Origin of the sequence: Janthinobacterium sp. SUN137 (genome assembly GCF_030587265.1) — a bacterium.
Taxonomy (GTDB): Bacteria; Pseudomonadota; Gammaproteobacteria; order Burkholderiales; family Burkholderiaceae_D; genus Janthinobacterium; species Janthinobacterium kumbetense.
On the sequence record NZ_JAPWHZ010000001.1, the window covers coordinates 85,676 to 97,760 of the forward strand.

The 12,085-nt window shown below is 60.8% G+C and carries 13 protein-coding genes; all 13 read right to left on the reverse strand.

Annotated features, from left to right (window positions below; translation table 11 throughout):
* Positions 1 to 5 precede the first annotated feature (5 nt).
* Positions 6 to 908: a GTPase Era gene (gene era / locus O3298_RS00410; RefSeq protein WP_099667265.1), complete on the reverse strand. Its 903-nt coding sequence runs from the start codon at positions 906 to 908 to the stop codon at positions 6 to 8.
* Between the two features lies 1 nt (position 909).
* Positions 910 to 1,725 carry a ribonuclease III gene (rnc, locus tag O3298_RS00415; protein ID WP_077406693.1) on the reverse strand — a complete coding sequence of 272 codons (816 nt, stop codon included), beginning with the start codon at positions 1,723 to 1,725 and terminating at the stop codon, positions 910 to 912.
* A gap of 74 nt (positions 1,726 to 1,799) precedes the next feature.
* Positions 1,800 to 2,717: a signal peptidase I gene (lepB, locus tag O3298_RS00420; RefSeq protein WP_099667264.1), complete on the reverse strand. Its 918-nt coding sequence runs from the start codon at positions 2,715 to 2,717 to the stop codon at positions 1,800 to 1,802.
* 3 nt (positions 2,718 to 2,720) lie between these two features.
* On the reverse strand, positions 2,721 to 4,511 hold the full coding sequence (gene lepA / locus O3298_RS00425) for a translation elongation factor 4 (RefSeq protein ID WP_034749621.1): 1,791 nt from the start codon (positions 4,509 to 4,511) through the stop codon (positions 2,721 to 2,723).
* A gap of 317 nt (positions 4,512 to 4,828) precedes the next feature.
* Entirely contained in the window at positions 4,829 to 5,074 is a 246-nt protein-coding gene (locus O3298_RS00430; RefSeq protein ID WP_289904347.1) for a glutaredoxin family protein, read from the reverse strand.
* 55 nt (positions 5,075 to 5,129) lie between these two features.
* Positions 5,130 to 6,632 carry a DegQ family serine endoprotease gene (locus O3298_RS00435; protein WP_289910721.1) on the reverse strand — a complete coding sequence of 501 codons (1,503 nt, stop codon included), beginning with the start codon at positions 6,630 to 6,632 and terminating at the stop codon, positions 5,130 to 5,132.
* Between the two features lie 243 nt (positions 6,633 to 6,875).
* Positions 6,876 to 7,211 (reverse strand): sigma-E factor negative regulatory protein, encoded by a 336-nt coding sequence (locus O3298_RS00440; RefSeq protein WP_077406705.1) that lies wholly within the window; start codon positions 7,209 to 7,211, stop codon positions 6,876 to 6,878.
* Positions 7,212 to 7,283: 72 nt separating this feature from the next.
* Positions 7,284 to 7,907 (reverse strand): RNA polymerase sigma factor RpoE, encoded by a 624-nt coding sequence (gene rpoE, locus O3298_RS00445; RefSeq protein ID WP_171985072.1) that lies wholly within the window; start codon positions 7,905 to 7,907, stop codon positions 7,284 to 7,286.
* Positions 7,908 to 7,973: 66 nt separating this feature from the next.
* Positions 7,974 to 8,462, reverse strand: coding sequence for a hypothetical protein (locus tag O3298_RS00450; protein ID WP_305058267.1), 489 nt, complete (start codon positions 8,460 to 8,462; stop codon positions 7,974 to 7,976).
* A gap of 163 nt (positions 8,463 to 8,625) precedes the next feature.
* Positions 8,626 to 9,876, reverse strand: coding sequence for a beta-ketoacyl-ACP synthase II (gene fabF / locus O3298_RS00455; protein WP_099667260.1), 1,251 nt, complete (start codon positions 9,874 to 9,876; stop codon positions 8,626 to 8,628).
* 29 nt (positions 9,877 to 9,905) lie between these two features.
* Positions 9,906 to 10,145 (reverse strand): acyl carrier protein, encoded by a 240-nt coding sequence (acpP, locus tag O3298_RS00460; protein WP_008449912.1) that lies wholly within the window; start codon positions 10,143 to 10,145, stop codon positions 9,906 to 9,908.
* Positions 10,146 to 10,323: 178 nt separating this feature from the next.
* A complete protein-coding gene (fabG, locus tag O3298_RS00465; RefSeq protein ID WP_035820245.1) occupies positions 10,324 to 11,067 on the reverse strand; it encodes a 3-oxoacyl-ACP reductase FabG in 744 nt (247 codons plus the stop codon).
* Positions 11,068 to 11,116: 49 nt separating this feature from the next.
* Positions 11,117 to 12,058, reverse strand: coding sequence for an ACP S-malonyltransferase (gene fabD, locus O3298_RS00470; RefSeq protein WP_077406717.1), 942 nt, complete (start codon positions 12,056 to 12,058; stop codon positions 11,117 to 11,119).
* Positions 12,059 to 12,085 lie beyond the last annotated feature (27 nt).

Sequence of the window (12,085 nt, forward strand, 5' to 3'; positions counted from 1 at the left end):
GCGGATTACTCGTAGCCGTAGGCGCGCAAGCCCGCCTCGTTGTCGGCCCAGCCCGATTTGACCTTGACCCAGATTTCCAGGTACACGGGGCCGCCGAACAGCTTTTCCATGTCCAGGCGGGCCTGGGTGGAGACTTCCTTCAGGCGCGCGCCCTTGTTGCCGATAATCATGGACTTGTGCGTATCGCGCTCGACCAGGATGGCGGCAAACACGCGGCGCAGATCGCCTTCCTGCTCGAATTTCTCGATCAGCACGGTACTCGTGTACGGCAGTTCGTCGCCGACGAAGCGGAACAGTTTTTCGCGCACGATTTCCGAGGCGAGGAATTTCTCGCTGCGGTCCGTGATGTCGTCCGGTCCAAAGATCGGCTGGTTTTCCGGCAGGAAACGCTTGATCTCGTCCTGCAAGCCTTCCAGCTGGAAGTGCAGCTTGGCGGACACAGGCACGATGGCGGCGAAGTCGCGCATGGCGGCGATCTTTTGCGCGAACGGCAGCAGCACGGCCTTGTCCTTCACGCGGTCCGATTTATTGATGACGAGGATGCACGGCACTTCCTTCGGCAGCAGGTCCATCACTTGCTGGTCGGCCGGGCCGAAGGTGCCCGCCTCGATCACGTACAAGATCACGTCCGAGGAAATCAGGGTGTTGGTGACGGTCTTGTTGAGCGTCTTGTTCAGCGCGTTCGAGTGGCGCGTCTGGAAGCCCGGCGTGTCGACGTAGATGAATTGCGCGTCCGGCACCGTCTGGATGCCCGTGATGCGGTGGCGCGTCGTTTGCGCCTTGCGCGAAGTGATGCTGACCTTCGCGCCGATCAGCACGTTCATCAGGGTCGATTTGCCCACGTTCGGGCGGCCCACGATGGCGATATAGCCACAGCGGAAGTTGTCGGGCATTTTGGTGGCTGTCATGCTAGTGTCGATTCTGTTTAGTGTGAGCGGCGATCGCCGGGGCAGCTGGGGCTGCCGCGTCGTCGCTCTGGATGGTGGCAATGCCGGCCAGCTTGAGCTGAGCGGCGCGCGGTTTCGGCTTGCGGCTGGCGGCTGGCGACTTCAACAGCGCCTGCTCGGCCACGTCGAGCGCCAGTTTGGCGGCGGCTTGCTCACCGGCGCGGCGGCTTCCGCCACGGCCGTAGACCTGGATGTTCAATTTCGGCACCAGGCATTCGATCTCGAATTCCTGGCTGTGGGCGGCGCCGTGGGTAGCCACCACGTTGTATTGTGGCAGCGAAATTTTCTTGCTTTGCAAAAACTCCTGCAGCAGGGTCTTGGCATCCTTGCCCAGGGTTTGCGGATCGACCGAGTCGAGGATGGGGATGTAGAAGGCGCGGATCACCGTGCTGGCGGCGTCGAAGCCCGTGTCGAGGAAAATCGCGCCCAGCAAGGCTTCCAGGGTATCGGCGAGGATGGACGGGCGGCGGAAACCGCCCGACTTCAGCTCGCCTTCGCCCAGGCGCAGGAATTGCGACAGTTCCAGCTTTTGCGCGATTTCATACAGCGACTGCTGCTTCACCAGATTCGCGCGCAGGCGCGACAGGTCGCCCTCGTCGATGGACTTGAAGCGCTCGTACAGGATGGAAGCGACCACGCAGTTGAGGATGGAGTCGCCGAGGAATTCCAGCCGCTCGTTATGCAAACTGCTGTGGCTACGATGCGTCAAGGCTTGCTGCAACAGGCCAGCATCCTGGAACGTATAGCCTAAACGGGTTTGCAATAACTGAAGATTCATTGTTGTTTCTGTGTCATCTGAGTAATTCGGCTGGCCGCCGCGCGGGGAATCGGCGCGGCAGCCATAGGGACGGCTTAGTGTATGCCGCCCACGCGTTTCGGATTGCTGAAGTTCATCCACACCAGGAAAGCCTTGCCGACGATGTTCTCGTTCGGCACGAAGCCCCAGTAGCGGCTGTCCGCGCTATTGTCGCGGTTGTCGCCCATCATGAAGTAGTTGCCTGCTGGTACCACACAAGTGAAACCGTCTTCGTTGTAGTCGCACGACTCCTTGTGCGGGAAATCCTTCACTTCGCGCAAGTTCAACGTAGGAGCAGGCTCGTCGTTGAGGATGCGGTGGCTCACGCCCGTCAGGTTTTCTTCCAGCTGCTTGTGGTACACGGTGCTTTCATCGTCCAGGTAGTCGTCCAGCGGCGTGTATTGCACTTCCTTGCCGTTGACCGTCAAGCGCTTGTTTTCATAGGTGATTTTATCACCGGGCACACCGATCACGCGCTTGATATAGTCTTGCGACATATCTTTCGGGTACTTGAACACCATGACGTCGCCGCGCTGCGGATCGTTGACTTCAATGATGCGCTTGTTGACGATCGGCAAACGAATGCCATAAGTAAACTTGTTGACCAGGATCAAATCGCCCACCAGCAAGGTCGGCACCATCGAGCTCGACGGGATCTTGAATGGCTCGTACAGGAACGAGCGCAGGCAGAACACGAGGGCGATGACGGGGAAGAAGCTGCCCGAATACTCGACCCAGGTCGGCTGGCGCAACAGGGCCGCCTCGATGGTGGCGCGGCTGCCGCCCGCATCGGACTTGATGCCCTCGGCGGCCAGCTTGGACTGGCGCGCATCGAACTCGGCCAGGGCAAGGTCGGCCGCCTTGCGGCGCTGCTTGGACAGATAAAACACATCCAGGCACCAGACCAGGCCCGTCAACACCATCAGCACGAACAGGATTAAAGCGAAATTTCCTAAAATCACTTGCAGGTTCATGTATTAACCATCCACTTGTAAAATTGCCAGGAATGCTTCTTGCGGGATCTCCACGGAACCCACTTGCTTCATGCGTTTCTTACCCGCCTTTTGTTTTTCCAGCAATTTTTTCTTGCGGCTGATGTCGCCGCCATAGCACTTGGCCAGCACGTTCTTGCGCAAGGCTTTCACGTTCTCGCGCGAAATGATGTTCGCGCCGATGGTCGCCTGGATGGCCACGTCGAACATCTGGCGCGGAATCAGTTCACGCATCTTGGCAGCCACCTGGCGGCCGCGGTACTGGCTGTTCGAACGGTGGACGATGATGGCCAGCGCATCGACTTTTTCGCTGTTGATCAGCATGTCGACCTTGACCACGTCGGCCGCGCGGTATTCCTTGAACTCGTAATCCATCGAGGCATAGCCGCGCGACGTCGATTTCAGGCGGTCGAAGAAGTCCAGCACGATCTCGGCCATCGGCATTTCATACACCAGCTTGACCTGGCGGCCGTGGTAGCTCATGTCCATCTGGATGCCGCGCTTGCCGATACACAGGGTGATCACGGAGCCCACGTATTCCTGCGGCATGTACAGATTGACCGTGACGATAGGCTCGCGCACTTCCTCGATGCGCGACGGATCGGGCATCTTCGACGGATTGTCGACGTTAATCATGGTGCCGTCGCGCTGGATCACTTCGTACACCACGGTAGGTGCCGTGGTGATCAGGTCCATGTCGAATTCGCGTTCGAGGCGTTCCTGCACGATTTCCATGTGCAGCAAGCCCAGGAAGCCGCAGCGGAAGCCGAAGCCCAGCGCCTGCGACACTTCCGGCTCGTACATCAGGGCCGCGTCGTTCAGCTTCAGTTTTTCCAGCGAGTCGCGCAGCGCGTCGTACTGGTTCGCTTCCACGGGGAACAGGCCGGCGAACACTTGCGGCTGCACTTCCTTGAAGCCAGGCAATGGCGCGGCGGCCGGACGGTTGGCCAGGGTCACGGTGTCGCCCACTTTCGCCGCTTTCAATTCCTTGATGCCGGCGATGATGAAGCCCACCTGGCCTGCCGACAGTTGCGGCAAGGATTGCGAACGGGGCGAAAACACGCCGATGTCTTCCACCAGCTGCACCGAATCGGTGGCCATCAGGCGGATCTTGTCTTTCGGTTTCAGGGTGCCGTTGATGACGCGCACCAGCATGACCACGCCCACATAGGCGTCATACCAGGAGTCGACGATCAGCGCCTGCAGCGGCGCATCGGGGTCGCCCTTCGGTGGCGGCACCTTGACGATCAATTGTTCGAGCACGTCCAGCACGCCGAAGCCCGTCTTGGCCGAGCAATGCACGGCGTCGCCCGCGTCGATGCCGATCACGTCTTCGATCTCGGCAATGGCGCTCGGAGGATCCGCGTTCGGCAAGTCGATCTTGTTCAGCACGGGCACCACTTCCACGCCCAGGTCCAGCGCCGTGTAGCAGTTGGCCACGGTTTGCGCTTCCACGCCTTGCGATGCGTCAACAACCAGCAGCGCGCCTTCGCACGCCGACAGCGAGCGCGACACTTCATAGCTGAAGTCGACGTGGCCTGGCGTATCGATCAGGTTCAGATTGTAGATCTGGCCATCGCGCGCCTTGTAGTGCAGGGCCGCCGTTTGCGCCTTGATGGTAATGCCGCGCTCGCGCTCCAGATCCATCGAATCGAGCACCTGCGCCTCCATCTCGCGGTCGGACAAGCCGCCGCACAATTGAATGATGCGGTCAGCCAGGGTCGATTTACCGTGGTCAATATGGGCGATGATGGAGAAATTGCGTATGTTGTTCATTAACTAATATAAGTGCGAAGTTGACGACACTGCTTTAACAGGAATCAGGGGAATCATGTCCGGGCCAAACAGGGCCAGAACCAGGCGCCCCACTCATGATGAAAAAAGCGCTCCGAGCAGGACATCTGCATGCCCAGGCGAGCGCTTTTGAAGCGACAGAAGCTGCTGCCTCGGACAGTAGCTTTTTCGACCTCCCCATTTTACCGGATTTCAGAGTAGAAAGCCCGTCTTATGAGGCCGGCACCGGGCCAAGCCGACATTTTCGGCTGTTTTCGGCACCAGAATGGTGCAATGCAGTGTCAATATTGGTATTTAAGCTACGTCAGGCAGCGCCGTACCGCTGCCTCATCGAGGAAATAATGGCATAGCTCGGGCTGCGCCAGGTCACCGAACAGCACCGGTACCAGCTCGTCGAAACGGGCCAGCAGCGAGGCGTCGGGCGACGCATCGATATCGATCACGTCCACGGTGAATGGCTTTCCGGGCGCTTGCAGCAGGAGCAAGGCGTCCAGCATGTCCTGGCACAAATGGCAATAACTGCGGGAATAGAGGGTGAAGTGCATGAAGAAAAGGGAAAGGCATCCCGGCCGGAGCCGGGATGCGGATGGAATCAGAAACTCACTTGGCAGACGGACGCAGCGAAACGAATTGCGCCACGTCGCCACGGCGCACCAGCACGGCCGACGACTTTTTCGGATCGAGCTTGGCGACCAGGGCATTGAACTGCTTGGCGTCTTTCACGGCAACGTTGTTCAATTGCAAGATCACGTCGCCAGGCTGCAGGCCGGCCAGGGCCGCCACGCCGTCGGCATCGTCGACCAGCACGCCCGCCTCGATCTTCAGCTCCTGCTTCTTCGCGGCCGGCACGTCGCTGACTTTCAATCCCAGCGCATTGACGGCTTGCGCTTCCGGCTCCTTGGCGCCCTTCTTCGCCGTTTTCTCGCTTTCCAGCTCGACGACGGTGACGGGAATGTCCTGCTGCGCGCCCTTGCGCCAGACGGTGACGGTGGATTTGCCGTTGACGGCGGCGCCGCCTACCAGGCGCGGCAGGTCGGATGAACGCTCGATCTGCGCGCCGTTGAATTTCAGGATGATGTCGCCCGGCTTGATGCCCGCCTTGTCGGCCGGACCGCCCGGCTCCACCATCGATACTTGCGCACCCTTGGCGTTCGGCAAGCCCAGCGATTCCGCCACATCCTTGCTCACTTCGCCGATCTGCACGCCGATGCGTCCGCGCACGACTTTCCCCGTCTTTTTCAGCTGCTCGCCCACGCGCATGGCTTCATCGATGGGCACGGCAAACGAAATGCCATTGTAGGCGCCGGACAAGGTGGCGATCTGCGAATTGATGCCGATCACCTCGCCGCGCATATTGATCAGCGGACCACCGGAGTTGCCGGGGTTGACGGCCACGTCGCTCTGGATCAGGGGCAGGTAATCGCCCGTATCGCGTGACTTGGCGGAAATAATGCCTGCCGTCACGGTATTTTCCAGGTTGAATGGCGAGCCGATGGCGATCACCCACTCGCCCACGCGGATCTTGTTCGAGTCGCCGATGGTCAGGCGCGGCAAGTTGGCGCCCTCGATTTTCAGCAGGGCCACGTCGGTGCGCGCATCGGCACCGATCACCTTGGCCTTGAATTCGCGCTTGTCCGTCAGGGTCACATACACTTCGTCGGCGCCGTCGACCACGTGGGCGTTGCTCAGCACGTAGCCATCGGCCGAAATGATGAAGCCGGAACCGACGCCGCGCTGCACTTCCTGCTCCTGCGGCACGGCGCGGCGGCCGCCACGGGGCGCCTGCTGGCGCGGCGCGGGCATGGCGCCGCCAAAGAAGCGGCGCAGGAATTCCTGCATTTCCTGCTCATCCTGACCGCCCGCGCCAGCCCCGGCGCCGCCCATTTTCAGGCGTTCGGTGGTACGAATATTCACCACGGCCGGGCCCACGGCGTCGACCAGGTCCGAGAAATCAGGCAGTTTCACGGCCGGCACGGCGGCCTGCGCCTGTGGCGCCAGGCCCAGCATGGTGGGAGCAAGGAAGACGCCAGCCGTACCGAACAATAAGGCGGAAAGCGTCTTCACTGAAAACGACTTGCTGGCGGCACACATGTTTTTTTTCATGGAAAGGATCTTTTCGAGTATATAAACGGTTCAAAACGCGGATCAGGCGATTGCCTGCGCGCATGATTGGCCGTCATGACGGAAATCCAGGGGCAAACCCACCTGACAGCGCGCATGGCAAACAATGCAACAATATATCGCAAAAGCAAGATATTGCCTGCGCACAGTGTCAATCGTACGGAAGGCCAGTGTCAAGGGGGCGACGGGAAGGTTAAGCCAGGCATAAGATGGACGAGGGGCCAGCTAGCGCTGCGCCAGCGGCCCCGCCTCCAGCGGTTCGGCCACGCCAGGCGGCACGATGCCGGCGGCCAGGGGCGGCAGCGGTTCCGCATGGGCAGCGGACTCTTCGGGTGCAGGCTCCGCGGCCAGGCGGCTGGCCAGGCGCGCATCGAATTGGGCGCTCAGCGCATGGCCGTACTGCTCCGAGCGCAGCACCTCACCGATATGGCGATAGGCATCCCAGGCTTGCCGTCCCGATGGCGTATCGAGGGCGGCAAACGCCAGTTCGAGTTCGCTGGCCGCCAGCTCGCCATCGGCCAGCGCGGAAATAGTCTCGTGCAATCGTGTATGCGTATCCATGATGGGTCCTGCCATTTCAAGAGGATCGGTGCGGAAACCGGTCGCAGCCATGCCAACCTCATACTCTCCAGATTACCAGCGCTTGTCAATCGGCATGTCCAACAACGGCTTCAATTTCTCCGCAATCACTTCGCGCGCGCGAAAAATCCGGCTGCGCACGGTGCCGATGGGGCACGCCATGATCTCCGATATTTCTTCATAGCTCAGGCCCTCGATCTCGCGCAGCACGATGGCCGTGCGCAATTCGATGGGCAGCACATCCATGGCAGCATTGACGGTGGCGGCAATCTGCTTGCTGGCCAGCACCGATTCGGGCGTATTGTTGTCGCGCAATTTATTGCCGTCATCGAAAGACTCCGCCTGCTCGGCGTCGGCGTCGCTGGATGTGGCGGCGCGCCGCCCCTGCGTGACGAGATAATTCTTGGCCGTATTGATGCCGATGCGGTACAGCCAGGTATAAAAGGCGGCCTCGCCGCGAAAATGGCGCAGCGCCCGGTATGCCTTGATAAAGGTTTCCTGCACCACATCTTCGGCCTCCGCCGGGTCATGCACGAGGCGCGACACCAGGCGCATCAAGCGGCGCTGATATTTCGATACCAGCACATCGAATGCCCGTTTGTCGCCAGCCTGCACCCGCTCGACCAGTAACTGATCATACTCGCGCTCTGTCCTCACGCCCGATGTCCCTGTAGTCATGCAGCGTGGGCGCCTGTATGGATATAGAGTTGGCCCGCTGCAAGAAGTTCAGTGTTCGTCCCACTTTTATTCTTCCCTGTTCCGTGCCGCGATCGCCCGGCAAGCCACGGCCAGCGGGCGGAAGGCGGTGCAACTGCCGCCGCGCTGCACCAGCACCGCCGTGCGCCGTCCGGCGGCATCCGCCAGGCACAGCACCAGCAGCGACGGCCACAGGGTCGTGCCCGGCAACAGGCGCAGCCCCGGCGCCGCCACAGGCCCCGGCCCGGCCGGCTGCGCCAGCCCGGCAGCACCGGCATCCGGCGCCGCGCCATGCTCCAGATATACCGCCAGCCGCAACTGCCCGACCGGCGAAATATCAAGCGCCTGCGGCTTTCTGCGCCGGCGCAGCAAAGCCAGCAAAAACACGCCGCCAGCCGCACTCAGCAAGGCACCGCTCCAGCCCAGCGCATAGCCGCCCACCAGCTGGCCGGACGCGGGCAGACTGCGCCAGAGACCGCTCAAGGGCCAGGCGGCCAGCAAGGCGCACAGTCCCAGCACCGCTTGCAACAGGCGCAAACAGACAGGCGTGCGAATGACAGCCGCTACCGCGATCGACATAGTTCATGGGAGAAAAAAGGCGCGCCGGCACCATGCCGGGCAAATTCAGCCGCCAACGAACGTTGGCGGCGAATCAGCGCTCACTACGATTTGACCGTAGCGAGCGCTTGAAAGTTCCTGCTTATTTCGCTTTACCGAAAATCAGCGTGCCATTCGTGCCGCCGAAGCCGAACGAATTTTTCACTGCATAATCGATCTTCATGTCACGCGCCGTGTTGGCACAGAAATCGAGATCGCACGCCGGATCCTGGTTGAAGATGTTGATGGTCGGAGGCGACACCTGATGGTGCAATGCCAGGACCGTAAACACCGCTTCCAGACCGCCCGCGCCGCCCAGCAAATGGCCCGTCATCGACTTGGTCGAGTTGACGACCAGCTTCTTGGCGTGATCACCGAAGGTGCGCTTGATGCCCATCACTTCCGCCACGTCGCCTTGCGGGGTCGACGTGCCGTGCGCGTTCAGGTACTGAATCTGATCCGCGTTCAAGCCTGCGTTGTCGAGGGCCGCGATCACCGATTTGCTGCCGCCGCTACCATCTTCCAGCGGCGAGGTCATGTGATAAGCATCTGCGCTCATCCCGAAACCATGCACTTCGGCATAGATCTTGGCACCGCGGGCCACCGCGTGCTCGTACTCTTCCAGCACCATGACGCCAGCGCCCTCGCCCAGCACGAAGCCGTCGCGGTCGGCATCCCACGGACGCGATGCCGTTGCCGGATCGTCGTTGCGGGTCGACAAGGCACGTGCCGAAGCGAAACCGCCCAGGCCCAGCGGCGACACGGTCGATTCGGCACCGCCGGCGATCATGACGTCGGCATCGCCGTACTCGATCATGCGCGCTGCGGCACCGATGCTGTGCAAACCGGTGGTGCACGCTGTAACGATCGCCAGGTTCGGGCCCTTCAGACCATATTTGATCGAAAGGTTGCCAGAGATCATGTTAATGATCGAGGCAGGCACGAAAAATGGCGAGATACGGCGCGGACCGCGCTTTTCGTACTCGGACTTGGTTTCCTCGATCAGCGGCAAGCCGCCGATACCGGAACCGATGATCACGCCGATACGCTCGGCGTTTTCTTCGGTCACTTCCAGGCCGGAGTCCTGCATCGCCTGGATGCCTGCAGCCATGCCGTAATGGATAAAGGTATCCATATGGCGGGCTTCCTTACCGGAGATGTACTCTTCGATATTGAAACCTTTGACTTCACCGGCAAAATGCGTGGTGAATGGCTGTGCATCAAACTTGGTAATCGTGGCAATGCCGGATTTACCTTCAATGATTGCGCCCCACGCCTCGGCAATAGTATTGCCGACTGGTGAAACGCAACCCAGGCCGGTGACAACAACACGACGGTTTTTAGAACGGCTCAAGCGATTCTCCTGAAGTCGGTCAGACAGGCTTAGGCCTTGACGTGTGCGGTGGCGTAGTCGATCGCCTGTTGCACGGTGGTGATTTTTTCAGCTTGTTCGTCAGGGATTTCCATTTCGAATTCGTCTTCCAGGGCCATCACCAGTTCCACGGTGTCCAGGGAATCGGCGCCCAGGTCGTCGACGAAGGAGGATTCGATTTTGATGTCTGCTTCTGCAACGCCCAGTTGCTCAGCGACGATTTTCTTAACGCGTTGTTCGATATCCGACATGTTATGGCTCCAAAGTGTGTGTTACGGAAAGTGCGCGCATTTTATCAGGTTTGCGCGTCCGAATACTAATTTCGGTGTCTGCTGCTAATTCAACCGAAGCTGCTGCTAAAAGATGCGATTATAGACAAAAACGACCGTTGAATCATGCCACAAACGCCCGCCCTGTCTACCTTTCACATCAATTCATGTACATTCCGCCGTTCACGTGCAGGGTCGTGCCCGTGATATACGCCGCTTGCGGCGAGGCCAAAAAGGCCACGGCCGCTGCCACGTCTTCCGGTTTGCCCAGGCGGGACAGGGGAATTTGCGTCAACAGGGCCGCATGCTGCTCTTCGCTCAGGGCCTTGGTCATGTCGGTATCGATGAAGCCCGGCGCGATGCAGTTCACGGTAATGTTGCGGCTGCCGATTTCGCGCGCCAGGGCGCGGCTCATGCCTTCCACGCCGGCCTTGGCCGCCGCGTAATTCATTTGCCCCGGATTACCCGACGAAGCCACGACCGACGTGATGTTGATGATACGCCCAGTTTTGGCTTTCATCATGCCACGCAGCACGGCGCGCGACAGGCGGCCCACGGCCGACAGGTTCGTCGAGATGACGCTGTCCCACTCTTCATCCTTCATGCGCATGGCCAGCTGGTCTTGCGTGATGCCCGCATTGTTGACGAGGATCGACAGGCTGCCGTAGGTTTTCTGCACTTCATCGACGACAGCCGCGCAGCGCGCCGCATCGGTCACATTCAGGACCAGGCCCTTGCCTGCCACGCCTTCGGCGGCCAGGTAATCGGTAATCGCTTGCGCGCCGCTTTCCGAGGTGGCGGTGCCAACCACGGTGGCGCCCTGCTTGCCCAGTTCGGTGGCGATGGCGCGGCCGATGCCGCGCGAGGCGCCCGTGACCAGCACGACTTGATTTGCTAAATTCATGAGTATCCTTAAGAGCAACCGCGGCAGGCAGCCTGCCGCGATCTGATGTTTATTTGAGCTGCGTCAAAATGCGTTCCAGCGAAGCCTGGTCGACGATGGCGTCGCCCACCAGCACCGGGTCGATGCGCTTGGCCAGGCCCATCAGGACCTTGCCCGGACCGCATTCGATCACTTGCGTGATGCCGTCCGCGGCAACCTTTTGCATGGTTTCCACCCAGCGCACGGGGCTGGCCGCCTGGCGCACCAGCGCATCCTTGATGCCGGCCACGTCGTTGACGATGGCCACGTCGACGTTGTTGATCAGGGCGATCTGCGGCGCGGCGAACGTCAGGCCAGCCATGTACTCGCGCAAACGGTCCGACGCGGGCTTCAGCAGCGACGAATGGAATGGCGCGGAGACGGGCAGTTTCATGGCGCGCTTGGCGCCCTTGGCCTTGGCCAGTTCGCAGGCGCGCTCGACCGCAGCCGTGTGGCCGGCGATGACGACTTGCGCTGGCGCATTGAAATTGACGGGCTCGACCACCAAGGCCGGGTTTTCCGCCGCCGCTTCCGCACAGGCGGCGCGCACGTCGTCATCCGACAGGCCCAGCACGACAGCCATCGTGCCCTGCCCGACGGGCACGGCTTCCTGCATGGCTTGCGCGCGGAAACGCACGAGCGGCACGGCATCCTTGAAGGAAATGACGCCGGCGGCGACCAGCGCCGAGTATTCACCGAGACTGTGACCGGCCACGACCGTCGGCACGGGGCCGCCGGCCGCCAGCCAGGCGCGGTAGAAGGCCACGGCCGCCGTCAGCATCACCGGTTGCGTGTTGGTGGTGAGATCCAGCTCTTCCTTCGGACCTTCGGCGATCAGCTTGCCCAGGTCGAATTGCAGGGCGTCCGACGCTTCGGCGACGGTCTGCGCAACCACGGGGTTGCCGGCGAAACCGTCGAGCATCGCAATCGCTTGCGAGCCTTGGCCTGGGAAAACAAATGCAAATTGTGTCATGTCGACTCCGTTTTTTTAATAATGTTG